Origin of the sequence: Sulfitobacter albidus, from assembly GCF_018200035.1 — a bacterium.
In the GTDB taxonomy this organism is placed as follows: Bacteria; Pseudomonadota; Alphaproteobacteria; order Rhodobacterales; family Rhodobacteraceae; genus Sulfitobacter; species Sulfitobacter albidus.
The window spans coordinates 2,494,152-2,517,275 of record NZ_CP073581.1 but is presented as its reverse complement, the minus strand read 5'-3'; the positions used below and the strand labels follow the sequence as shown (position 1 = coordinate 2,517,275).

20 protein-coding genes, 1 tRNA gene and 1 pseudogene are annotated in these 23,124 nt (G+C 63.0%); 21 read left to right on the top strand and 1 reads right to left on the bottom strand.

What is annotated here, in order from left to right; translation table 11 throughout:
• Positions 1 to 2 precede the first annotated feature (2 nt).
• The 8 genes from parC to KDD17_RS12265 all read left to right on the top strand — a co-directional run bounded on the left by parC (position 3) and on the right by KDD17_RS12265 (position 9,863).
• Entirely contained in the window at positions 3 to 2,306 is a 2,304-nt protein-coding gene (parC, locus tag KDD17_RS12300; protein ID WP_212703929.1) for a DNA topoisomerase IV subunit A, read from the top strand.
• 67 nt (positions 2,307 to 2,373) lie between these two features.
• Positions 2,374 to 3,606: a DUF898 family protein gene (locus KDD17_RS12295; protein ID WP_431358156.1), complete on the top strand. Its 1,233-nt coding sequence runs from the start codon at positions 2,374 to 2,376 to the stop codon at positions 3,604 to 3,606.
• Entirely contained in the window at positions 3,603 to 4,739 is a 1,137-nt protein-coding gene (locus tag KDD17_RS12290; RefSeq protein ID WP_212703928.1) for a M48 family metallopeptidase, read from the top strand. Before KDD17_RS12295 ends, KDD17_RS12290 begins: the two co-directional genes overlap by 4 nt.
• 71 nt (positions 4,740 to 4,810) lie before the next feature.
• The gene (locus KDD17_RS12285; RefSeq protein ID WP_254796791.1) at positions 4,811 to 5,398 is read left to right on the top strand and encodes a hypothetical protein; all 588 of its coding nucleotides are present in this window, start codon (positions 4,811 to 4,813) and stop codon (positions 5,396 to 5,398) included.
• Positions 5,399 to 5,527: 129 nt separating this feature from the next.
• Positions 5,528 to 6,703 carry an elongation factor Tu gene (tuf, locus tag KDD17_RS12280; RefSeq protein WP_212703905.1) on the top strand — a complete coding sequence of 392 codons (1,176 nt, stop codon included), beginning with the start codon at positions 5,528 to 5,530 and terminating at the stop codon, positions 6,701 to 6,703.
• A gap of 245 nt (positions 6,704 to 6,948) precedes the next feature.
• Positions 6,949 to 7,596 carry a CatB-related O-acetyltransferase gene (locus KDD17_RS12275; protein ID WP_212703927.1) on the top strand — a complete coding sequence of 216 codons (648 nt, stop codon included), beginning with the start codon at positions 6,949 to 6,951 and terminating at the stop codon, positions 7,594 to 7,596.
• A 190-nt stretch (positions 7,597 to 7,786) separates the two neighbouring features.
• Positions 7,787 to 8,620, top strand: coding sequence for an HTD2 family dehydratase (locus KDD17_RS12270; RefSeq protein WP_212703926.1), 834 nt, complete (start codon positions 7,787 to 7,789; stop codon positions 8,618 to 8,620).
• A gap of 1 nt (position 8,621) precedes the next feature.
• A complete protein-coding gene (locus KDD17_RS12265; RefSeq protein WP_212703925.1) occupies positions 8,622 to 9,863 on the top strand; it encodes a CoA transferase in 1,242 nt (413 codons plus the stop codon).
• 58 nt (positions 9,864 to 9,921) lie between these two features.
• On the opposite strand, the gene KDD17_RS12260 is transcribed toward KDD17_RS12265, so the two are convergent.
• On the bottom strand, positions 9,922 to 10,419 hold the full coding sequence (locus KDD17_RS12260) for a DUF892 family protein (RefSeq protein ID WP_212703924.1): 498 nt from the start codon (positions 10,417 to 10,419) through the stop codon (positions 9,922 to 9,924).
• 134 nt (positions 10,420 to 10,553) lie between these two features.
• On the opposite strand from KDD17_RS12260, the gene KDD17_RS12255 reads away from it, so the two are divergent.
• The 13 genes and pseudogenes from KDD17_RS12255 (at position 10,554) to rpoB (ending at position 23,055) form a co-directional block, all read left to right on the top strand.
• Positions 10,554 to 10,629 (top strand) — tRNA-Trp (locus tag KDD17_RS12255).
• 202 nt (positions 10,630 to 10,831) lie between these two features.
• Positions 10,832 to 11,638, top strand: a complete 807-nt coding sequence (locus KDD17_RS12250; protein WP_212703923.1) for a hypothetical protein — start codon at positions 10,832 to 10,834, stop codon at positions 11,636 to 11,638.
• Between the two features lie 77 nt (positions 11,639 to 11,715).
• The gene (gene secE, locus KDD17_RS12245) at positions 11,716 to 11,913 is read left to right on the top strand and encodes a preprotein translocase subunit SecE (RefSeq protein WP_212703922.1); all 198 of its coding nucleotides are present in this window, start codon (positions 11,716 to 11,718) and stop codon (positions 11,911 to 11,913) included.
• A gap of 202 nt (positions 11,914 to 12,115) precedes the next feature.
• A complete protein-coding gene (gene nusG, locus KDD17_RS12240; protein ID WP_212703921.1) occupies positions 12,116 to 12,649 on the top strand; it encodes a transcription termination/antitermination protein NusG in 534 nt (177 codons plus the stop codon).
• Positions 12,650 to 12,881: 232 nt separating this feature from the next.
• Complete coding sequence (locus tag KDD17_RS19025) at positions 12,882 to 13,514, top strand: CatB-related O-acetyltransferase (RefSeq protein ID WP_212703920.1); 633 nt, start codon at positions 12,882 to 12,884, stop codon at positions 13,512 to 13,514.
• 158 nt (positions 13,515 to 13,672) lie between these two features.
• Positions 13,673 to 14,098, top strand: coding sequence for a 50S ribosomal protein L11 (gene rplK, locus KDD17_RS12230; protein ID WP_212703919.1), 426 nt, complete (start codon positions 13,673 to 13,675; stop codon positions 14,096 to 14,098).
• 1 nt (position 14,099) lies between these two features.
• A complete protein-coding gene (rplA, locus tag KDD17_RS12225; protein ID WP_212703918.1) occupies positions 14,100 to 14,798 on the top strand; it encodes a 50S ribosomal protein L1 in 699 nt (232 codons plus the stop codon).
• A 260-nt stretch (positions 14,799 to 15,058) separates the two neighbouring features.
• Positions 15,059 to 15,904, top strand: coding sequence for a LicD family protein (locus KDD17_RS12220; RefSeq protein ID WP_212703917.1), 846 nt, complete (start codon positions 15,059 to 15,061; stop codon positions 15,902 to 15,904).
• Complete coding sequence (locus tag KDD17_RS12215; RefSeq protein WP_212703916.1) at positions 15,901 to 16,332, top strand: adenylyltransferase/cytidyltransferase family protein; 432 nt, start codon at positions 15,901 to 15,903, stop codon at positions 16,330 to 16,332. Before KDD17_RS12220 ends, KDD17_RS12215 begins: the two co-directional genes overlap by 4 nt.
• A gap of 59 nt (positions 16,333 to 16,391) precedes the next feature.
• Positions 16,392 to 17,141, top strand: coding sequence for a DUF1194 domain-containing protein (locus tag KDD17_RS12210; RefSeq protein ID WP_212703915.1), 750 nt, complete (start codon positions 16,392 to 16,394; stop codon positions 17,139 to 17,141).
• 234 nt (positions 17,142 to 17,375) lie between these two features.
• Positions 17,376 to 17,888, top strand: coding sequence for a 50S ribosomal protein L10 (gene rplJ / locus KDD17_RS12205; RefSeq protein WP_212703914.1), 513 nt, complete (start codon positions 17,376 to 17,378; stop codon positions 17,886 to 17,888).
• Positions 17,889 to 17,959: 71 nt separating this feature from the next.
• Positions 17,960 to 18,331: a 50S ribosomal protein L7/L12 gene (gene rplL, locus KDD17_RS12200; protein WP_212703913.1), complete on the top strand. Its 372-nt coding sequence runs from the start codon at positions 17,960 to 17,962 to the stop codon at positions 18,329 to 18,331.
• 585 nt (positions 18,332 to 18,916) lie between these two features.
• Positions 18,917 to 23,055: pseudogene (gene rpoB / locus KDD17_RS12195) on the top strand (DNA-directed RNA polymerase subunit beta).
• Positions 23,056 to 23,124: the final 69 nt, after the last annotated feature.

Sequence of the window (23,124 nt, the reverse complement as noted above, 5' to 3'; positions counted from 1 at the left end):
CCATGTCAGATATTTCCGATCCCGAGGACACCGGCGCCGCCCAGATGTCCGAACCGCTGCGCCGTGCGCTGGGTGATCGCTATCTGACGTATGCGCTCAGCACGATCATGCACCGCGCGCTGCCCGACGCGCGTGACGGGCTCAAACCCGTGCATCGCCGGATCCTCTATGCGATGAGCCGCTTGCGGCTGGGATCGACGGGCGGTTTCCTGAAATCGGCCAAGATCAGCGGCGACACGATGGGCGATTTCCACCCCCACGGGGACGCCGCGATTTACGATGCGATGGCGCGTCTGGCGCAGGATTTCAACGTGCGCTACCCGCTGGTCGACGGGCAGGGCAATTTCGGCAACATCGACGGGGATAACCCGGCCGCCAGCCGCTATACCGAAGCGCGCATGACCGCCGTGGCAGAGGCGCTGCTGGAAGGGCTGGGCGAGGATGTCGTGGATTTCCGCGACAACTACGACGGCCGCCTGACGGAGCCTGCCGTGCTGCCTGCGCAGTTTCCCAATCTGCTGGCCAATGGCGCGTCGGGCATTGCCGTGGGCATGGCCACCAACATCCCGCCGCACAACATTGCCGAGCTGTGCGATGCCTGTATCCACCTGATCCGCACGCCCGATTGCTACGACGATACGCTGCTGAAATACGTTCCCGGCCCGGATTTCCCCACAGGCGGCATCATTGTCGAGCCTGCGGACCAGATCGCGCAGGCCTACCGCACCGGCAAGGGGGGCTTTCGCCTGCGCTGCCGCTACGAGGTGGAGGATCTGGGCCGAGGCCAGTGGCAGGTCGTCGTCACCGAGATCCCCTATCAGGTCCAGAAATCCAAGCTGATCGAAAAGATCGCCGAGGTGATCCAGACCAAGAAGGCGCCGCTGCTGGCCGACGTGCGCGACGAAAGCGCCGAAGACATCCGCCTGATTCTTGAGCCACGCTCGAAAAACGTGGATCCGGAAGTGCTGATGGGCACGCTTTACCGCGTCACTGACCTTGAGGTGCGGTTTTCGCTGAACATGAACGTGCTGATCGACGGGGTCACGCCCAAGGTCTGCTCGATGAAGGAAGTGCTGCGCGCCTTCCTCGATCACCGCCGCGAGGTGTTGGAGCGCCGCTCACGGCACCGGCTGTCCAAGATCGACCACCGGCTTGAAGTGCTCGAAGGGTTCATCGTCGCCTTTCTGAACCTGGACCGGGTGATCGACATCATCCGCTACGACGAGGAGCCGAAGGCCGCGTTGATGCGCGAGGATTGGGGCCGCGACCACGTGCGCGCCATGGACGAAAAGGATTACGTCACCCCACCGCCCGGCGAGGGTGAGCTGTCGGAAGTGCAGGCCGAGGCGATCCTGAACATGCGTCTGCGCAGCCTGCGCCGCCTCGAAGAGCTGGAACTGTTGCGCGAGCAGTCCGAGCTGATGGAGGAACGCGCGGGGCTGGAGGATCTGCTCGAAAGCGTCGATCTGCAATGGCAGACGATCACCGAGCAGCTGCGGGCGACCAAAAAGCAATTCGGCAAGGACTACGAAGGCGGCGCGCGCCGCTCGACCTTTGCCGAGGCGGGCGAGGTCGAGGATGTGCCGCTAGAGGCGCTCATCGACCGGGAGCCGATCACCGTCGTGTGCTCCGAAATGGGGTGGATCCGCGCGATGAACGGCCATATCGATCTTGAACGCGAGCTGAAGTTCAAGGACGGCGACGGCCCGCGCTTTATCTTCCACGCGCAGACCACCGACCGGCTGCTGGTGTTCGGCAGCAACGGGCGGTTCTACACCATCGGCGCCACGGCCCTGCCCGGCGGGCGCGGCATGGGGGAGCCTGTCCGCCTGATGGTCGATCTGCCCAATGAGGCGCAGATCGTGGCGCTGTTCATCCACGACCCCGAGGGCAAGCTGATCGTCGCCTCCACCGCCGGGGACGGTTTTGTCGTGCCCGAGGCGGAGGTTGTCGCCCAGACCCGCTCGGGTAAACAAGTTCTCAACGTGCGCGGCGACACCCGCGCGCTGGTCTGCAAACCCGTGAGCGGCGACAGTGTCGCCACCGTGGGCGAAAATCGCAAGGTGCTGGTGTTCGGCCTTGATGAGCTGCCCGAGATGGGGCGTGGTAAGGGCGTGCGCCTGCAAAAATTCAAGGACGGCGGCCTGTCGGATCTGACGACCTTCAGCCGCGAAGAGGGGCTCAGCTGGAAAGACCCCGCCGGGCGCACCCGTACCGAGACGGCGCTGGCCGAATGGACCGGCAAACGTGCCAGTGCCGGCCGCATGGCGCCCCGAGGCTTCCCGCGTGACAACCGGTTCACCTGAGGCGGGCGCGCCGCCCCCGGTGCCTGCCGCCGGTTTAAGCGTCTATTTCACCGGCAACCGCTCGGCGCTGTTCTGGCTGGCGTTGAAAACCGGCTTTTGGTCGATCCTGACGCTGGGCTTTTACCGCTTTTGGATGAAAACCCGCCTGCGCCGCTGGTACTGGTCGGCGATCCGCCCCGGTGGTCATCCGCTGGAATACGTGGGCGATCCTTGGGAGAAGCTGTTGGGCTTTTTCATCGCCGTGGTGATCCTGACGTTCTACATCGGCATCGTGAACCTTGCGCTGATGTTCGTCAGCTTCTCGGTCTTTCAAAGCGCGTTCATCGGCTACGCGGGCAGCTTCATCGGCGTGGTGCCGCTGTGGTTCTATGCGCAATACCGCGCGCGGCGCTACGTGCTGGGGCGCACCCGCTGGCGCAGCGTGCGTTTCGGGCTGGAGCCGGGGGCCTGGGGCTATGCCTGGCGTGCGCTGGTGCATTGGGTGCTGACGCTCTGCACGCTGGGCGTCCTGTGGCCGCGCATGACGTTCTGGCTGGAGAAATACAAGACCGACCGCACGTTCTTCGGCTCCGCCCATTTGCGGCAGGAGGGGCGCTGGCAAATGCTGATCCCCGCCACATGGCCCTTTGTCGCCGCCCTACTGGCGACGGGTCTGTGGGCGCTGTGGGTGATCTATTTCGCGCCGGTCTATCCGGGCGGTGACGCCTCGCTCGATACCCTGCTGGAGCAGTTTGATCCGCTGACCGCCGATCCCGCGTTTTTTGTCGCACTCAACGCGCCGGGGCGGCTGTTTCTGGCGCTGCCGCTGCTGGCGGCGCTGATCTATGGCGCGGTGCACTACCGCTTTGTCAGCAAGCGCATCCTCGCCAATCACAAGTCGGCGCTGGGCGTGCGCCTGCGCTCGACCCTCAAGGGGCTGCGGGTATCGATGATCTATACGCTGGGCACGACGCTGGCCTATCTGAGCCTTGTCTTCGGGCTGATCCTTGTGGTGTTTCTGGGGCTTGGCCTGATCGGCTTTGACACATTCCTTGAATCACAGGTGAACGGCGCCGACCCGTTGGCGGCCCTGCCGCGCTGGCTCTCGATTGCCGTGGTGGCGGTCCTGTATCTGGGGGTATTCCTGTTGTGGAACGTGCTGCACCACACCTTTGTCACCTACCCGCTGATGCGCCACATGGCCGTCACGCTCAGCCTTGAGAATGTCGCGGGTCTGGCGGGCGTGAGTCAGGTCGCGCGCGATGAATTCGCCGAGGCCGAAGGCTTTGCCGAAGCGTTGGATCTGGGGGCCGCGATATGACCGATCTGCCCTCCCGTCCGCCCCCCGCGGCCTACCGCTTTGATTCGCGCTCCAGCGCCTATTTCGACGGTGATGTGCCGCTGCCCCGCGACGTGGCGCTGCGCGTGGATCAGGCGGCAGGCACGCTCGAGATCGCCTTTCCCGGCGGTGAGGGGGATACGGTTCTGTGGCCGCTGCGCGACATCCGTCGCCTCGACGATATCGCGGGCAACGACAGCATGGTGCTGCGCTGGACGAACGATCCGATGGCGCGCCTGCATTTGCGCAACCCGGATGTGGCGCGCGCCATGCCGCATCTGACCCGCCGTGCGCCGCCAAAGGGGCGCCTGCGGCTCGCGGCCTGGGCCGGGGCGGCGGTGCTGGCGGTGGCGCTGCAAATCGGCGTGCTGATCCCGCTGCTTGCCGACCGGCTTGCGGTGTTCGTACCCCCCGCGGGCGAACGCGCGCTGGGCGAGGCGACATTCGCGCAAATCCGCCAGGCGCTTGCGGGCACCGGCCTGCCGCCGCTGGCGACCTGCGACTATGATCCCGGTCTTGCCGCGCTCGACAAGATGGTGCGCGCGCTGGGCGCGGACCCGGATGCCGAAGACGGGCCGACGGTCTTTGTGCTCGATCACGAGATGGTCAATGCCTTTGCCCTGCCGGGGGGATTCGTCGTGTTCTTCGACGGGCTGATCGACGCCGCCGAAAGCCCCAATGAGGTCGCCGCCGTGATGGCGCATGAGTTGGGCCATGTGGTCAACCGCGACCCCACCCGCCACGCGCTGCGCTCGGCGGGTTCTATCGGGATCCTTGGCCTGATGTTCGGGGATTTTGCCGGGGGCGCGGTGGTCTTGTTCCTCACCGAACAGCTGATATCGGCCCGCTACGCGCAGGACGCCGAGACGGGCGCCGATACCTACGCCTACGGCGCGTTGGAAGAGGCCGGGATCTCTCCGGCCGCCCTTGGCGACATGTTCGCGCGGCTGCGCGATGAATACGGCGACACCGAAGGGGTGGTGTCGCATTTTGTGAGCCACCCCACGCTGGGCAGTCGCATCGACGCCGCCCGTGCCGCCGCCGACCCCGACGCGTCCTACGGCGACATCCTGACCGATGCGGAATGGGCCAACCTCAAGGCCGTGTGCGACTAGACCGCGCCGCATTGCGCCGGGCGCGGCCCTGCGCTATCCCAAGGCGGTCGAGTGCTGAGGGGGCCGCCCAGATGATCCGTCTATCCGCTGTTTTGCTGCTTTGCGCCGTTCTCGCCGCCTGTAACGGCGCGCGCGATCTGGCAGGCCCCGCCGTGCCGCTGGGCGATTTCAAGCTGGGCCATAACATCGTCGTGACCCCCAAAACGCAGAAAGTGCCGCTGAGCCGGGAGCTCGACAAGGAAGTGATGCAGACAATGCTACAAGAGGCCGTGGCCGAGCGGTTCGCCCGCTACGAGGGCACGGGGCTCTACCACTTTGGCATCTCGATCGAGAGCTATTTCCTCGCCCCGCCGGGCGTGCCCGTGGTTGCCGCGCCCAAATCCGCGATGATCATCCGCCTCAGTGTCTGGGACGATGCGCGCAACGAAAAGCTTACGCCGAAGGCGCATCAGATCACGGTGCTGGAATCGCTCGATCAGGGGCCGCTGGTTGGCTCGGGCTATACCAAATCCGCTGAAGAGCAGTTCAAGAACCTCAGCCAGAACGCGGTCAAACAGATCGAGAACTACCTTGTTGCGCGCAACAAGGAAGAGCGCTGGTTTGATCGTGGCTTCCCGGCGGCAGAGGCCCCGGCGGAAGCTGAGGCCACCGAAGGCTAGGGCCGCGCCGCGCAAATCGCCGCCCCACGCGCAAGACCCGCTTGATTTTGCCTCCCAGACCAAATATGCCGCGCGCCATACGGAATTCGGGGCCAGTTGGGGCCCCCTGCAATTTGGAAGGGCGCCACCATGGCAAAGGAAAAGTTTGAACGTAACAAGCCGCACGTGAACATCGGAACGATTGGTCACGTGGATCACGGCAAGACGACGCTGACGGCGGCGATCACGAAGTACTTCGGCGACTTCAAGGCGTACGACCAGATTGACGGCGCGCCCGAGGAGAAAGCGCGCGGGATCACGATTTCGACGGCGCACGTCGAGTATGAGACCGACACGCGCCACTACGCGCACGTCGACTGCCCCGGCCACGCGGACTACGTCAAGAACATGATCACCGGTGCGGCGCAGATGGACGGCGCGATCCTGGTGGTGAACGCGGCCGACGGCCCGATGCCCCAGACGCGTGAGCACATCCTGCTGGGTCGCCAGGTTGGCATCCCCTACATGGTTGTTTTCATGAACAAAGTCGACCAGGTCGACGATGAGGAGCTGCTCGAGCTCGTCGAAATGGAAATCCGTGAGCTGCTGTCCTCCTACGAGTACCCCGGCGACGACATCCCGATCATCCCCGGCTCCGCGCTGGCGGCGATGAACGGCGACAACCCCGAGATCGGCGAAGAGGCGATCCGCAAGCTGATGGCGGCCGTGGACGAGTACATCCCGACGCCCGAGCGCGCGGTGGACATGCCGTTCCTGATGCCGGTCGAGGACGTGTTCTCGATCTCCGGCCGCGGGACCGTTGTGACGGGTCGCGTCGAGCGTGGCGTGATCAACGTGGGCGACGAGATCGAAATCGTCGGCATCCGCGACACCAAGAAGACGACCTGCACGGGCGTGGAAATGTTCCGCAAGCTGCTGGACCGCGGTGAAGCGGGCGACAACATCGGCGCGCTGCTGCGCGGCATCGACCGTGAAGGCGTCGAGCGTGGCCAGGTTCTGTGCAAGCCGGCTTCCGTGAAGCCCCACACCAAGTTCGAAGCCGAAGCCTACATCCTCACCAAAGAGGAAGGCGGCCGTCACACGCCGTTCTTCGCGAACTACCGCCCGCAGTTCTACTTCCGCACGACGGACGTGACCGGCACGGTTCAGCTGCCCGAGGGCACCGAGATGGTGATGCCGGGCGACAACCTGAAGTTCGACGTCGAGCTGATCGCGCCGATCGCGATGGAGCAGGGCCTGCGCTTCGCCATCCGTGAAGGTGGCCGGACAGTGGGTGCGGGGGTCGTCTCGAAGATTACAGAGTAAGCGTAGCGGCCCATAGGGCCGGTGCGCGAACCCGACAGTGCAAAGGCCGCCTCAATGAGGCGGCCTTTGTCACGAGAGGGCAACCGCGCAAACACATCGCATGGCCGCCTCCCATCCCCCCGCGCCGCCAAATCTTCACAGAAGATTTGCGCCCAAAGTTTGCAGGCAAACTTTGAGGCCCCGTTTGCTTCCGCGCGTGCCTTGCGTCAAAAACGACAGCAGCCATCTATACCGGAGCCGCCCCGATGCACGCACAGACCCTCTCAGATGCCGCGCTGCGCCCCGGGACAGTTTTTCTCGCGGATGTCATCGACCATCCGCGCGTCACCGTGGGGCGCTGCAGCTACGCCAGCGCGCACCAGCCGCCCGGCGATTGGGCCGCGCATCTTGCACCCTATCTGTATGATTTCAGTCCCGAGCAGCTCATCTTGGGGCAGTTCTGCCAGATCGCGGACGGGGTGCAGTTCATCACTGCGTCGGCGAACCACCGCTTTGACGGCATCTCCAGTTTTCCCTTCGCGATCTTCGACGATGCACCGATGGAGAACCGCCCCTCGCTGCCTGCCGCCGGTCAGGATACCACCGTGGGGCATGATGTCTGGATCGGGCAGGGGGCGCGGATCCTGCCGGGGACACGCATTGGAAACGGCGTGATCGTCGGGGCCGGAGCGGTCGTCGCCGGTGATATCCCCGACTATGCCATCGTCGCGGGAAACCCGGCCCGGATCCTGCGCATGCGGTTCACGTCTGAGGAGATCGCGACGCTGAACCGCATCGCCTGGTGGGACTGGCCGATCGAGATGATCCTCGCGCATGAAGCGCTCATCTGCGGCGGCGATGTTGCCGGGCTCGCCTCTGTTGCGCGTACCCCGCCGGGAAGCGCCCAAAAATAAGTCATCTCGTTGCTGCATCGCAGCGTTCCCCCTGCGATGCGCAAAAGCGTGAGCAAATTCAACGTATGATTGACGCTGCACGCGCGGCAAGACGCGCCATTGTATACCGCTGTCTACCGTTAACGCATTAAAAACGCTTGATTTTTTGTATATTCCCCCACCATCTGACTGGATAAGGGGAGGACGTCACATGGATCAGATCAACCTGTCAGCATGGATCGACCGTCGTGAAATCACGACCGGCGGCGTGGATTTCGCCACGGCGCAGACGGCGCGCGCCACACTTGGCGGGGGTCCGCTGCGCGAGGGGGACCGCCTGCCTGCGCTGTGGCATTGGTGCGCCTTCAGGCCGACGGCTGAGATGGCTGATCTGGGGCCGGACGGGCACCCGCGGCCCGGGGATTTCCTGCCGCCCGTGCGTCTGAACCGACGGATGTGGGCCGGCGGTGCCCTGGAGTTTTTGCGCCCTCTGCACGTGGGCGAGCGGCTCACCCGTGAAACCCGCATTGCCGGTGTGTCGGAGAAATCCGGCGCGGCGGGCGACATGGTTTTTGTGACGCTCGAGCATGAGATCGCGGGCGAGGCAGGGCTGGCCATCCGCGAACGTCAGGATATCGTCTATCTCCAGATCCCGGAGCGGTTTCGCGCCCCCAAACCAACTGCGCCCTTTGACGCAGACGCGACCGAGCCTGTGATGATCAGCCCCCCGCTGCTTTTCCGCTACTCTGCGATCACCTTTAATGCACACCGGATCCACTACGATCTGCCCTACACGCAAGAGGTCGAACACTATCCCGACCTGGTGGTGCACGGACCGCTTCAGGCGACGTTGCTGATGGATCTGGCAACCCGCCACCGCGGCCGCGCGCCGTCGATGTTCTCGTTTCGGGGTCTGCACCCGGTCTTTGCCTCCGACACGGTTGCGCTGGCGCTGCAAAAGGCATCCGACGCGGAATGGTCGCTGAGCACGGTCGCCAACGACACACATCAGGGCATGCACGCCCGCGCAATCTGGGAGATTTGAGATGACACATATTCTGAAAGGCATGCGGGTCGTCGAAGGATCGGCCTTTGTGGCGGTCCCGCTTGCGGGGATGACGCTGGCGCAGATGGGGGCGGATGTGATCCGCTTTGACCGGATCGAAGGCGGCCTTGATGCAGGGCGCTGGCCGCTGGCACCCTCGGGGCAAAGCCTGTTCTGGGCCGGGCTCAACAAGGGTAAACGCTCGGTCGCTGTGGATATGAAATCTGACGAGGGGCGCGAATTGGTGACGCGGATCGTCACCGCACCGGGCGAGGACGCGGGGCTGTTCCTGACCAATCTGCGGGTGCGCGGCTGGATGGATTACGACACGCTGCGCACCTTCCGTGAGGATCTGATCACTGTCACCCTGACCGGTGACCGCCACGGGCGCCCGCAGGTTGATTACACCGTGAACCCGGCGCTTGGCGTGCCGGACATCACCGGCCCCGAGGGCCATGCGGACCCTGTCGCGAATGCGATACCCGCATGGGATTTGATCGCGGGCAACCTTTGCGTCACCTCGCTGCTGGCAGCCGAACGGCACCGCCTGCGCCATGGCAAGGGGCAGGAGGTCGAGCTGGCGCTCAAGGATGTCGCGGCGGCGGCCATGGGCCATCTGGGTATGATCGGCGATGCGGTTCTGGGCGACGCGGCGCGCGGCAAATCGGGCAACGCGCTCTACGGTGCGTACGGTCAGGATTTTCTCTGCGCCGATGGCGAGCGGGTGATGGTGATCGGTCTGACCGGGCGGCAGTGGACGGGGTTGGTCAAAGTGACCGAAACGGCAGACGCCATGGCCCATCTGGAAAGCCGCACGGGTGCCAGCCTGCGCGACGAGGGCACCCGTTGGCGGCTGCGCCATGAGATCACCGAGATCCTCAAGCCGTGGTTCGCCCTGCGCGCGATCACCGAAATCGCGCCGCTGTTCGACAAGATGGGGTTGACGTGGTCGCGGTTTCGCACCCTCAAACGGGCCGTCGCCGAAGATGCGGACCTGTCTCCCGCAAACCCGATGTTCCGCGAGATTGATCAGCCCGGTGCGGGTCGCTTCCCGGTGCCGGGCGCGCCGATGACCTTTTCGAGCGGCCCGCGCAAGGCGCCGCAACCCGCGCCCGCGCTTGGCGCGCATACCGAAGAGGTGCTTGGGGATGTGGTCGGCATGACCGACACCGAAATCGCGCAGCTTTTTGACAAGGGCATCGTGCAATCACCGGATTTTGTCCGACCGCGCACCGCCGCCTGAGCGCCGCACACAAAAAAAGCCCCCGCGCGATGGCGGGGGCTTTTTTCAAGCGTAAAGCTTAAGCGGCTTTCTTGTTGATGCCGCCCTTGGTCGCAATCTCGGTCATGCGGCGATCTCCGTCGTAGGTTTCGTCCAGCAGGCCCTGAAGCACCGCTGCGTCGCCATCCAGATCCAGCCGGTTGGCAAAGGCAGCCGCGCTGCCGTACCCTGCCAGCGCATAGTGCACCATGCGCTGATACTGCGTGATGATGACCGCATCGCGCAGCTCCGCATCGGCAAATTCGGGGTCAAGCGCGTGGGCATGCGCTTCGGTCACCAAACCTTGCATGCCTTTGCATTTCTCGCCCTCCGGGTCGATGTCATGCTCGGCACAGAGCGATTTCAGCTTGTCCATCCCGTCACTAATGCCATTGGCACCGGCGATCAGCGCCTCGCTGAGGTGCTTGTCCTCGGCGGCGCGGCCCAGGGCGGTCGTTGCCTCCAGCGACTGTTTGCACGCGCTGTAGAGGTCTTGAAGTTGGTCATGGTAGACGTCGTGAAGTGTATCGAAAGCCATTGTGAAATTCCTTTCGGTTATGCGTTTCCGTTATCGACACAACGGCGCGCGGTCGCCTTCGGTTCCGTCCCGCACGAAAAGAGGCGGGCGGGTCTTGATCCCGCGCGCGAATGGCTCTAGTCACATCCCGGCGTAGGGGTTTAGCTCAGTTGGTAGAGCATCGGTCTCCAAAACCGAGGGTCGTGGGTTCGAGTCCCTCAGCCCCTGCCAGTCACCGGACTGGCGCACGCCACATTCCTCACATTTGCGAAACGACGGTATTTGTCGCTTCAGGGTGAACAATCCTGACGTGCTGATCCGACTGTGTCGCGCTGCGAAAAAGCGGCGCATTCTTGCCGCGTTTCGTCCATGGCCGCGCCGCATTTCCATCGCACCAGAAAATCTGATTTTCAGCGAAATGGACGCCCCACCCATGACCCAAGCCAAAGCCGCTTCGCCGCACGACACCGAGATCGACGCGATCGAACTCGATTCCGATGCCCTCGCCGCGATCCGCACGATGATCGACAATCAGCCAACCATGGAGGAGGCCCGCGCACCACAGGCCGCGACCGCCCCCGCCTCTGCGCCAGCTCCCGCCGGCATCGCGCCGCAAAAACCCACGCGCAAGTTCCGCAAAGCGCAGGTTCTGCCACGTCTGACGGCCCCGGCGCAGGAGGATATGCTCCCGCCCGAGCCGGATGCCGCACCCGTACGCACCAAGCGGCGGTTTTCCCTGCCGCGCCTGTCTTTGCCAAGTCGCAAGCCCGCCGCCCTTTCCGCCGCGCCGCAGGCGGGGCCGCCCCCGGCCGCGACAAAGTCCGTGCAATCCGACGCCGCTCAAAGCCGTCTGCTGTCCTATCGCCCCACACCGCGCCACATCGCCCTTGCGGCGCTGGTATTGCTGGTCGTGATGCGCCCCTGGCTTGTGGTCGGGATCGTCTTCCTGACGCTGTTTGTCATGACCGGCGTGTTTCTGATCATGGGCTTTGACGGTTTCTGGCAGGGAATCTCGAAACTGCTGCGCTGGTACGGTCGGCACCGTCCCGCACGGGCGGCGGTCCTGCACGCGCGTCTCGATGCCTTTGCCGTGCGCTGGGACGGCTTTCTCGACCGCTTTCCAGAGGGCACAGTCGACGGCCTCTACCTTCCCGATCTGGGCGAGCTCGCCGCAGCAGAGGCCCGCCACGACGAGGCCATGGCGCGGCGGCTGTCGGGCCTGCGCGAGGATGCCGCCTGAGGGCCGCATACAGCAGCCTTGAAACGCGCGCGCCCAGCGGATAGATGCTGATGAACGCAAGCGACGGGATATTGCACATGGCCACCACAAACCCCCTTCAGTTCATCCAGCAGGTCCGTGCGGAGGTTGCCAAGGTCGTATGGCCCACGCGGCGCGAGGTCATGCTGACGACGGTGATGGTATTCATCCTTGCGGCGCTGACGGCGGTGTTCTTTGCGCTGGTCGACATCGTGATCCGCGGCGGCCTGCAATACGTGCTCAACACCTTCGGCTGATCCTTCGGGCGCGGGCGTTTTTCCCCGGCAAAGACTTGATTCCCCCGGACGTGTGGGCTACCCCGCAGCGCAACGAGGGCAGGGCGTGCGGCGAATCGAGTTGCGCGCCGATTTTTTGTCTCTGGCGGGTGGCGCGACGGGTTCCGCGCCGAAACAGATTTCGCGGGCGGGCCCCGCACAGATAAAAGGGCGGTGAGTTCAGATGGCAAAACGGTGGTATTCGGTCAGCGTCCTGTCGAACTTCGAGAAAAAGATCGCAGAGCAGATCCGCACATCCGTGGCCGAGCACGCGCTTGAGGATCAGATCGACGAGGTCTTGGTCCCTACCGAAGAGGTGATCGAGGTCCGTCGCGGCAAGAAAGTCACGACCGAGCGACGCTTTATGCCGGGCTACGTGCTGGTGCATATGGAAATGTCCGATCAGGGCTATCACCTGATCAACTCGATCAACCGCGTCACCGGGTTTCTTGGCCCGCAGGGCCGTCCGATGCCCATGCGCGACGCTGAGGTCGAGGCGATCCTGGGCCGCGTTCAGGAGGGCGAGGAAGCCCCCCGCACGCTCATCCACTTCGAAATCGGCGAAAAAGTCAAAGTGGCCGATGGCCCGTTCGAGGATTTCGACGGAACGGTCGAGGGCGTGGACGACGACAACCAGAAGCTCAAGGTCATGGTGTCGATCTTTGGCCGCGAAACCCCGGTCGAACTCGACTTCACCCAGGTGAACAAACAGGGGTGAAACACGGTCCGGGCCATCGGCCCGGCAAACGCTCTGGCCTGTCACAAAAGAACTGAGGAAGGCGCCCCTTGCTGAAAGGCGGCGCCTTTTCTTATCCGCCCGCCGCCTGCGCAGATCCATGCCCCTCACCGTTTCCGATCATCAAACAATCGCCTTAATATCGGCTGAATGATTTTGCACCATTCTCGTACGGGGACGCGTTCAGGCGCCCCGCGATAGTGCGAGACCAGTGATGAAAAGTTACATCCCCAAGCGAGCGACCGTGGAGCCATGCGCCCGGATCGAAGCACCCGTACGCTTTTTCGGCGCCGTCCGCGTGCGCGAGGCGTGCCGGATCGGGCAGTTCACCATGGTCAATGACCGCACAACGCTGTTTCCGCAGACCGCCGTGGGCCGCTACTGCTCCATCGGAAAGGGCTGCGAGATCGGGGCGCCGATGCATCCTGTCGGCTGGCTCACGAGCAACCCCGCGTTCTTTGCGGTAGAACAGCATTTCCCCGAACAAAGCGACCTTTTCCCGCAAACCGCGTTTGAGCAATACGCCCCCACCACCATCGGGTCCGACGTCTGGATCGGGTCGCTGGCAATCATCAACGCGGGTGTCAGCATCGGCCACGGCGCGATTGTGGGCGGCGGATCGGTGGTGACAAAAGACGTGCCACCCTACGCGATCGTCGGCGGATCGCCCGCCCGCCTCATCCGCTACCGCTTTGACGAGGAGACGGTGCAGCGATTGCTGGCCACGCAGTGGTGGAAGTTGCCGCCGGAAGAGCTTGCAACGCTCGACGTGACACATGTGCACGAGGCGCTTGAGACGCTTGAAGCGCGCTATGATGCGCCCGCGCCGGTGCGTCTGCGCGCCTGACACCTCTTGCAAAACGCGCACGGGCTCGGTATCCAGCCCCAATCGTCTCTCGGGGCGATTCACATCGTGGGAGGCGAGGGGGCCGCGGCGCCCGGACCGGACCACGCAACACATATCCCGAAGGGTCGCGACCCGAGGGTGTTGAAAGGAGAAGGCCAATGGCCAAGAAACTCGTCGGTACGATGAAGTTGCAGATCAAGGCGGGGCAGGCAAACCCCTCCCCCCCGGTCGGCCCAGCACTGGGTCAGCGCGGCATCAACATCATGGAATTCTGCAAGGCGTTCAACGCCAAGACGGCCGATATGGAGCCAGGCGCCCCATGCCCGACCGTCATCAGCTATTATCAGGACAAGTCCTTCCAGATGGACATCAAGACGCCGCCGGCGTCCTACTACCTGAAAAAAGCCGCCAAGGTGAACTCGGGTGCGAAAACGCCCAGCCGTGAAACCGTCGGCACCGTGACAACCAAGCAGCTGCGCGAAATCGCCGAGGCGAAAGCCGCCGATCTGAGCGCGAATGACGTGGAAGCGGCAATGAAGATTATCCTTGGCTCGGCCAAGTCCATGGGCATCGAGGTGAAGTAAGATGGCAAAACTCGGAAAACGCACCCGCGCCGCACGCGAAGCCTTTGGCGCACAGGAAAACCTGTCCGTTGAAGAAGCTGTCGCGCTGATCAAGGCCAACGCCACCGCGAAATTCGACGAGACCGTCGAAATTGCGATGAACCTCGGGATCGACCCGCGCCACGCCGACCAGATGGTCCGCGGCGTCGTCGGTCTGCCCAACGGCACCGGCAAGGACGTGCGCGTCGCCGTCTTCGCCCGTGGCCCCAAGGCCGAGGAAGCACAAGCCGCAGGGGCCGACATCGTCGGCGCCGAAGACCTGATGGAAACCGTGCAGTCCGGCAAGATCGACTTTGACCGCTGCATCGCCACCCCCGACATGATGCCCATCGTGGGCCGTCTGGGTAAGGTGCTGGGCCCGCGCAACCTGATGCCGAACCCCAAGGTCGGCACCGTGACCATGGACGTCGAGGCCGCCGTGAAGGCAGCCAAGGGCGGTGAGGTCCAGTTCAAGGCGGAAAAAGGCGGTGTCGTGCACGCAGGCGTCGGCAAAGCGTCGTTTGACGAGGCCAAGCTGGTCGAAAACATCCGCGCTTTCGTCGGCGCGGTGGCCAAGGCCAAGCCAACGGGCGCCAAAGGCTCCTACATGCAGAAAATCGCGCTGAGCTCCACCATGGGCCCCGGCGTGACAGTGGCCATCGACAACGCCGTCACTGAGTAAATACACAGCACAAACTGTGTCCTGCGGGCATCCCTTCGGGGGTGCCCGCTTGCGTTTTGGCCTTCAATCTTCCGCAAATTGCGAAAAAAATTGCGGGAATAGGCCAATTGTGTAATCCTCAGGCCCAATAAACGCCGCAAAGGCGCATAAGATACATAGCAGTTCAGGCAGGACTTTTGATGAATACCATGACGGATGATAGGCCGTCCGCGGATCTTTCGACCGCGGAGCACAGGCGTAGTGTGGAAGAAATCCGGCGCTTGGCGATTGGCGCTCTGGAAGCCAACGACGCGACGTTCGACGCCATTCACTACCAGAACAAATTGCGCGCCCTGGGACACCGCCGCAAGCGCGCGCTGTTCTACGAGGCGATGATCGCGCTTTGCGTGCTGCGACGGACGCAACCCTCCAAGACCGTGCGCCGCCTCGCCAACCTGCGCGAGATCCGCGAAACGCGCGGGGAGATGGCGCAATTCGAAAGCTTTACGACGCTGATCGAAGATCATCTGGCGCCGCTTCAACTGACCAATCACGGCTACCGCCGCCATACCCTTGCCGATCTGGATCACGGGCCGATCTGGGAGCGCGTGCACGCCCATATCTCCGTGCTCGCAGACCTCGGATACGAGGTCTTTCTCAACTCCGGCACCTTGCTGGGGGTGACCCGCGACAAGCGGCTGATCGACCACGACGATGACGTCGATTTTGCGCTGATCCTGCGCGCCCGCTCGCCAAAAGGGGCCGCGCGCGAATGGCGGGACCTGCGCGAGAAGTTGCGCATCGCGGGGATCTTTGACGAAGAGAACTACAAGGGCGCGTCGATCTACAAGCTGACGCCGGTCGAGGGCATCCAGATCGATCTGTTCCCGGCGTGGTTCGAGAACGGGCGCGCTTTCATCTACCCGCACAGTTTCGGCGATCTGGCGCGCGAGGACGTGCTGCCGCTGCAACCCTGCGCCGTCACCGGACAACCCATTCCCGCAAATCCCGAAAAGATGCTTGTCGGCAACTACGGCGAGAACTGGCAAACACCCGATCCGCTGTTCAAGTTTCCATGGCGCCGCGCGCATCAGCAATTCGCCGATTTTCTGGAGGAGTTCGAATGAGCCGTCCCCGTACCGTCATCACCTACGGCACCTATGATCTGTTCCACGTCGGCCACGTGCGCCTGTTCGAGAGGCTCGCCGCCCTTGGCGACCGCCTGATCGTGGCCTGCTCCACCGATGAATTCAATGCGGGCAAGGGCAAGGTCACGGCCGTCCCCTTCGCCGACCGCGTCGAGATGCTGCGCAGCTGCCGTTTCGTGGATGAGGTTATTGCCGAGGAAAACTGGGCGCAAAAGCGCACCGATATCGTCGCCCATGACGTCGATCTGTTTGCCATGGGGGATGATTGGGCGGGCAAATTCGACGACCTGCGCGATTTGTGCGACGTGATCTACCTGCCGCGTACGCAGAATATCTCGACCACGGAACTCAAGGCGCTGATCCAGCAGATGCGCGGGCCAGAACCGCGGCTCAAATCCGTGTCCTGAGGGGGAGGGCGGGCCGCGAAACTCTTGCCAGACGGGGCAAAATCGTCAAACCTCGCGGGATGGTCCTCAGACTGATCCTTTTTTTGATGCTCGCCACACCGCTGGGCGCGCAATCTCCGCGTGAGGCAGGGCTTGAGCTGGTGCTGCTCGCCGATGGCTCCGGCTCCATCGACGCCGAAGAGCTGGCGTTTCAACGGCAGGGCTACGCGGCGGCGATCACCGACCCTTCGGTGCTGTCGGCCATCGGCAATTCGATCTACGGCAATGTGGCGATCACCTATGTGGAATGGGCCAGCAATACCGCCGTTGTGGTGCCGTGGACATTGGTCAGCGACGCCGCCAGCGCGCAGGCCTTTGCCGACGCGCTCGCCGGGCCGCCCCGGCAGGTCTATGGCGGCAATGCCATCGGTGGCGCCTTGCTGGCCGCGCTTGACCTGATCCAGGGCAACGACATTCGCGCCCCGCGCGCGGTCATTGATTTCTCCGGGGACAGTATCGGCAATTCCTCCGGCCCCTCGATTTCCTCGGCGCGCACGCAGGTTCTGGCCGCAGGGGTGACGATCAACGCGCTGCCGATCCTGCGTCCCGAGGACGGGCGCCGCGCGGGTGCGAACCTTGAACAGGAATACGCAGAACGGATCATCGGCGGCCCCGGTGCCTTCATGGTCACGGCCGAAGGGCGCGACAGCTTTGCCGCGACGGTCCGGCGCAAGCTGGTGCTTGAGATTTCCGGCCTCACCCCCGAGACGGAAACCGCGTCCCTCGGACGTGCGGCAAACCCTCTTTCCTTTGGCGCGCAAACGCCCTAGACACCGTGCGTGTACCGAAAGCCGATTCGTCGGCACTCGGTGCGTTTCGTCCGAGACGGCCGGTGAGGGGGCAACCTTTCATAATTCCAGCCTGAGACGGGAAGGTAGAATTCTGATGTTGAGCCTTCGGGCTCTCCGCAGGCCACTCACCCCACCCGTAAGGACCCGAAATGTCGGGGACACCCCCGGCAAAACTGAGCCGGAGGGGCAACCCTCCCTTACTGGAGTGAAACTGTGGATAGAGCACAAAAAGAACAGCTGGTCGAAGAGCTCGGCCAGATCTTTGAAAGCTCTGGCGTCGTTGTGGTTAGCCACTACGTCGGTCTGACAGTTGCTGAAATGCAGGACCTTCGCGCGCGTGCCCGTGCCGCAGGCGGGGCCGTGCGTGTTGCCAAGAACAGGCTCGCCAAGATCGCCCTTGAGGGAAAGCCATGCGCAAGCATCGCCGACCTTCTGACGGGCATGACCGTTCTGACCTATTCCGAGGATCCCGTGGCAGCTGCCAAGGTTGCTCAGGAATTCTCCAAGGATAACCCAAAGCTGGTGATCCTTGGTGGTGCAATGGGTGAGAACGCGTTGGACACCGCTGGTGTCGAAGCCGTATCCAAGATGCCTTCGCGCGAGGAGCTTATTGCTACCATCGCCGGCATGCTGGGTGCCCCCGCTTCGAACATCGCCGGTGCCATTGGCGCGCCCGCAAGCAATATCGCATCCATCCTGTCCACGATCGAGGACAAGGCTGCGTAAGCAATCGTCAAACCGATGTGGTGCCGATGCACTGCGCTGGAAAACACACATCTTAACGGAAAGAGCTTAAAATGGCTGATCTGAAAAAACTGGCAGAAGAGATCGTTGGTCTGACCCTGCTTGAAGCACAAGAACTGAAAACCATCCTCAAGGACGAGTACGGCATCGAGCCCGCCGCAGGCGGCGCAGTGATGATGGCCGGCCCCGCAGACGCAGGTGCTGCCGAAGAAGAGAAGACAGAATTCGACGTCGTTCTCAAGAACGCAGGCGCTTCCAAGATCAACGTGATCAAGGAAGTCCGCGGCATCACAGGCCTGGGCCTGAAAGAAGCCAAAGACCTGGTCGAAGCCGGTGGCAAGATCAAAGAAGGCGTCGACAAAGCCGAAGCCGAAGACATCAAAGGCAAGCTGGAAGCAGCTGGCGCGGAAGTCGAACTGGCCTAAGCTGGTTGGAGGTGGGGTAACTCACCTTTTGAAATTGAGAGCGGCGGTCCTGAGAGGGGCCGCCGTTTTTCTATGCTTGTGTCGCGCATTGCTGACCGCGTGGCGTTGACAAAAGGCATAGCATACCCGGAACAAGGCCATTGAGACCGCCGGGTGACCGCCCGCCCTGCATCACCCCTTGACGTGTCGCCCGCTTTTGGGAGACACTCGGTCGCAGCATTGGCAAACCCCCGACAGCTTCTGTCCGGGTGTGCCCCCCTTGCGTTCCTCCTGTTCACCGCCTATTTAGCTTTTTCACACGGGTTCGATTGATTCGAAGCCGTTTTTCCGTCGTACAGCCAGGAGCCTTCCACCCACGTCTGACAATCTCCAGTCACACGCGGCGAAAAAGGCATGTTGTACGATTTCTGACTTGGTAAGCCCCTTGGATTACAGGGGTTTTCCAAGGCAGAACAGGGGATCGAGTGCCGCGCTTTGGGTCGTGTGGCGAGAATGGATCCCCGATATTGCCGTCTCGTATGGCCGCCCGCGCAGTCGCCCAACTGCGTCGTGGGGCCGGTGAGAATTTGAAAGGTGTCCAGACACATGGCGCAAAGTTTCCTCGGTCAGAAACGTCTCCGCAAGTATTACGGCAAAATCCGTGAAGTCCTCGACATGCCGAACCTCATCGAGGTTCAGAAATCTTCCTACGATCTCTTCCTGAACTCCGGCGATGCAGAGACGCCCACGGATGGCGATGGCATCCAGGGCGTGTTCCAGTCGGTCTTCCCGATCAAGGATTTCAACGAGACCTCCGTGCTCGAATACGTCAAATACGAGCTGGAAAAGCCCAAGTACGACGTTGAGGAATGCCAGCAGCGCGACATGACGTATTCCGCGCCGCTCAAGGTGACGCTGCGCCTGATCGTGTTCGATGTCGATGAAGACACCGGCGCCAAATCCGTCAAGGATATCAAGGAACAAGACGTGTTCATGGGCGACATGCCCCTGATGACGCCGAACGGCACGTTCATCGTGAACGGCACCGAGCGGGTGATCGTCTCCCAGATGCACCGCTCCCCCGGTGTGTTCTTTGACCACGACAAGGGCAAGACGCACAGCTCGGGCAAGCTGCTGTTCGCCTGCCGGATCATTCCCTACCGCGGCTCCTGGCTCGATTTCGAATTCGACGCCAAGGACATCGTGTTCGCGCGCATCGACCGTCGTCGCAAACTGCCGGTGACCACCCTGCTGTACTCTCTGGGCCTCGACCAGGAAGACATCATGGATGCCTATTACGACACCGTGACCTACAAGCTGGAAAAGAACAAAGGCTGGATCGCCCCGTTCTTCCCCGAGCGTGTGCGCGGCACCCGCCCCACCTACGACATCGTAGACGCCGCCTCCGGCGAGGTGCTGTTCGAGGCCGGTAAAAAAGTCACCCCGCGTGCGGTCAAGAAACTGATCGACGAAGGGGCGGTGACCGAGCTGCTGCTGCCCTACGATCACATTCAGGGCAAATTCGTCGCCAAGGACATCATCAACGAAGAAACCGGCGCGATCTACGTCGAGGCTGGCGATGAACTGACGCTTGAGTACGACAAGGGCGGCGATCTGATCGGCGGCACCGCGAAAGAGCTGATCGACGCGGGCATCACCGAGATCCCGCTGCTCGACATCGACAACATCAACGTCGGCCCCTACATGCGCAATACCATGGCGGCGGACAAGAACATGAACCGCGACACCGCGCTCATGGATATCTACCGCGTGATGCGTCCGGGCGAGCCGCCCACCGTGGAGGCCGCCTCCGCGCTGTTCGACACACTGTTCTTTGACGGCGAGCGTTACGATCTCTCGGCCGTTGGCCGCGTGAAGATGAACATGCGTCTTGCCCTCGACAAGGAAGACACGCAGCGCACGCTCGACCGCGAAGACATCGTGAAATGCGTCAAGGCGCTCGTGGACCTGCGCGACGGGCGCGGCGACATCGACGACATCGACCACCTCGGCAACCGCCGCGTGCGGTCCGTCGGTGAGCTGATGGAAAACCAGTACCGCGTGGGCCTGCTGCGCATGGAGCGCGCGATCAAGGAGCGTATGTCATCGGTCGAGATCGACACGGTCATGCCGCAGGATCTGATCAACGCGAAACCTGCCGCGGCTGCGGTGCGTGAATTCTTCGGCTCCTCGCAGCTGAGCCAATTCATGGACCAGACGAACCCGCTGTCCGAGGTCACGCACAAGCGTCGCCTCTCCGCGCTTGGGCCAGGGGGCCTGACACGCGAGCGTGCGGGTTTCGAGGTGCGCGACGTGCACCCCACCCACTACGGCCGCATGTGCCCGATTGAAACGCCCGAAGGCCCGAACATCGGTCTGATCAACAGCCTCGCGACCTTTGCCCGCGTGAACAAATACGGATTCATCGAAACGCCTTACCGCGTCGTGAAAGACGCCAAGGTGACGGATGAAGTGCACTATATGTCCGCGACCGAGGAAATGCGTCACACCGTGGCGCAGGCCAACGCGTCGCTGGATGCAGACGGCAAGTTCACGCAGGAAATGGTCAACACCCGCCAGTCGGGTGACTATACCCTCGCACCCATCGAAAACGTCGATCTGATCGACGTCTCGCCCAAGCAGTTGGTCTCCGTCGCCGCCTCGCTGATCCCGTTCCTTGAGAACGACGACGCGAACCGCGCCCTGATGGGATCGAACATGCAACGTCAGGCGGTTCCGCTTCTGCAGGCCGAGGCGCCGCTGGTCGGCACCGGCATCGAGGAAGTCGTGGCACGCGATTCCGGCGCGGCCTACATGGCCAAACGCGCCGGCGTGATCGACCAGGTGGACGCCACCCGGATCGTGATCCGCGCCACCGAAGATCTTGAGCTGGGCGATGCGGGCGTCGACATCTACCGCATGCGCAAATTCCAGCGCTCCAACCAGAACACCTGCATCAACCAGCGTCCGCTGGTGCGTGTGGGCGAACGGGTGAGCAAAGGTCAGGTCATCGCCGATGGTCCGTCGACCGACATGGGGGAACTGGCGCTCGGCAAGAACGTCGTCGTCGCCTTCATGCCGTGGAATGGCTACAACTACGAAGACTCCATCCTGATCTCCGAGCGTGTCAGCCGTGACGACGTCTTTACCTCGATCCACATTGAGGAATTCGAAGTCGCCGCCCGTGACACCAAACTGGGGCCGGAAGAGATCACCCGCGACATCCCCAACGTCGGCGAGGAAGCGCTGCGCAACCTCGACGAGGCGGGCATCGTCTACATCGGTGCGGACGTTGAGCCGGGCGACATTCTCGTGGGCAAGATCACCCCAAAGGGCGAAAGCCCGATGACGCCGGAAGAGAAGCTCCTGCGCGCCATCTTTGGTGAGAAAGCGTCCGACGTGCGCGACACCTCGCTGCGCGTGAAGCCCGGTGATTTCGGCACGGTCGTCGAAGTGCGCGTGTTCAACCGCCACGGCGTGGAGAAAGACGAGCGTGCCCTGCAGATCGAGCGCGAAGAGGTCGAACGTCTGGCACGTGACCGCGACGACGAAATGGCAATTCTGGACCGCAACATCTACGCCCGTCTGCGCGAGATGATTCTGGGCAAGACCGCCGTCAAAGGCCCCAAAGGTGTGAAGGCAAACAGCCCCATCACCGAAGAGCTGCTGGACGACCAGCTGACCCGCGGCCAGTGGTGGCAGCTCGCCCTCGAGGACGAGGATGACGCCAAGATCGTCGAGGCGCTCAACGAGCAATACGAGATCCAGAAGCGCGCGCTCGACGCCCGTTTCGACGACAAGGTCGAAAAGGTCCGTCGCGGCGATGATCTGCCCCGGGCGTGATGAAAATGGTCAAAGTGTTCGTGGCGGTGAAGCGCAAGCTGCAACCGGGCGACAAAATGGCCGGGCGTCACGGCAACAAGGGTGTGATTTCCAAGGTTGTGCCGATGGAGGACATGCCGTTCCTCGCCGATGGCACGCCGGTCGATTTCTGCCTCAACCCGCTGGGCGTGCCGTCGCGCATGAACGTCGGTCAGATCCTCGAGACGCACATGGGCTGGGCCGCACGCGGTCTGGGTCTCAACATCGACGAGGCCCTGCAGGACTACCGCCGCTCCGGCGATCTGACGCCCGTGCGCGAAGCGATGAAGCTGGCCTACGGGGACGACGTCTATGCCGAAGGTATCGAAGGCATGGACGAAGAGCATCTGATCGAGGCGGCGGGCAACGTCACCCGCGGTGTGCCCATCGCCACGCCCGTCTTTGACGGCGCGAAAGAGGCGGATGTGAACGATGCACTGGTGCGCGCGGGCTTCAGCTCGTCGGGTCAGTCGGTGCTGTTCGATGGTCGCACGGGCGAGCAATTCGCGCGCCCCGTGACCGTCGGCATCAAGTACCTGCTGAAACTGCACCACCTTGTCGACGACAAGATCCACGCACGCTCAACCGGGCCCTACAGCCTCGTCACCCAGCAACCGCTGGGCGGTAAGGCGCAGTTCGGGGGTCAGCGCTTCGGGGAAATGGAGGTCTGGGCTCTTGAAGCCTACGGCGCTGCCTACACCTTGCAGGAAATGCTGACGGTGAAATCGGACGACGTGGCGGGCCGGACCAAGGTCTATGAAAGCATCGTCAAGGGCGAGGACAACTTCGAGGCCGGTATCCCGGAATCGTTCAACGTGCTGGTCAAGGAGGTCCGCGGTCTGGGCCTCAACATGGAACTCCTGGATGCGGAGGAGGAAGAGTAAGCGCCGCGTCAAAGTTTGCCAGCAAACTTTGTGCCCAAACTTTCGCAAGAAAGTTTGGGTCGCGCTCAA

Coding starts and splice junctions, on each gene's coding strand:
- KDD17_RS12270 (WP_212703926.1), top strand. CDS start 7,787: ATGGATCAGATCAACCTGTCAGCATGGATCGACCGTCGTGAAATCACG.
- KDD17_RS12285 (WP_254796791.1), top strand. CDS start 4,811: ATGATCCGTCTATCCGCTGTTTTGCTGCTTTGCGCCGTTCTCGCCGCC.
- KDD17_RS12260 (WP_212703924.1), bottom strand. CDS start 10,419: ATGGCTTTCGATACACTTCACGACGTCTACCATGACCAACTTCAAGAC.
- KDD17_RS12290 (WP_212703928.1), top strand. CDS start 3,603: ATGACCGATCTGCCCTCCCGTCCGCCCCCCGCGGCCTACCGCTTTGAT.
- nusG (WP_212703921.1), top strand. CDS start 12,116: ATGGCAAAACGGTGGTATTCGGTCAGCGTCCTGTCGAACTTCGAGAAA.
- rplK (WP_212703919.1), top strand. CDS start 13,673: ATGGCCAAGAAACTCGTCGGTACGATGAAGTTGCAGATCAAGGCGGGG.
- parC (WP_212703929.1), top strand. CDS start 3: ATGTCAGATATTTCCGATCCCGAGGACACCGGCGCCGCCCAGATGTCC.
- tuf (WP_212703905.1), top strand. CDS start 5,528: ATGGCAAAGGAAAAGTTTGAACGTAACAAGCCGCACGTGAACATCGGA.
- KDD17_RS12265 (WP_212703925.1), top strand. CDS start 8,622: ATGACACATATTCTGAAAGGCATGCGGGTCGTCGAAGGATCGGCCTTT.
- KDD17_RS19025 (WP_212703920.1), top strand. CDS start 12,882: ATGAAAAGTTACATCCCCAAGCGAGCGACCGTGGAGCCATGCGCCCGG.
- KDD17_RS12215 (WP_212703916.1), top strand. CDS start 15,901: ATGAGCCGTCCCCGTACCGTCATCACCTACGGCACCTATGATCTGTTC.
- secE (WP_212703922.1), top strand. CDS start 11,716: ATGGCCACCACAAACCCCCTTCAGTTCATCCAGCAGGTCCGTGCGGAG.
- KDD17_RS12210 (WP_212703915.1), top strand. CDS start 16,392: ATGGTCCTCAGACTGATCCTTTTTTTGATGCTCGCCACACCGCTGGGC.
- KDD17_RS12275 (WP_212703927.1), top strand. CDS start 6,949: ATGCACGCACAGACCCTCTCAGATGCCGCGCTGCGCCCCGGGACAGTT.
- rplL (WP_212703913.1), top strand. CDS start 17,960: ATGGCTGATCTGAAAAAACTGGCAGAAGAGATCGTTGGTCTGACCCTG.
- KDD17_RS12250 (WP_212703923.1), top strand. CDS start 10,832: ATGACCCAAGCCAAAGCCGCTTCGCCGCACGACACCGAGATCGACGCG.
- rplA (WP_212703918.1), top strand. CDS start 14,100: ATGGCAAAACTCGGAAAACGCACCCGCGCCGCACGCGAAGCCTTTGGC.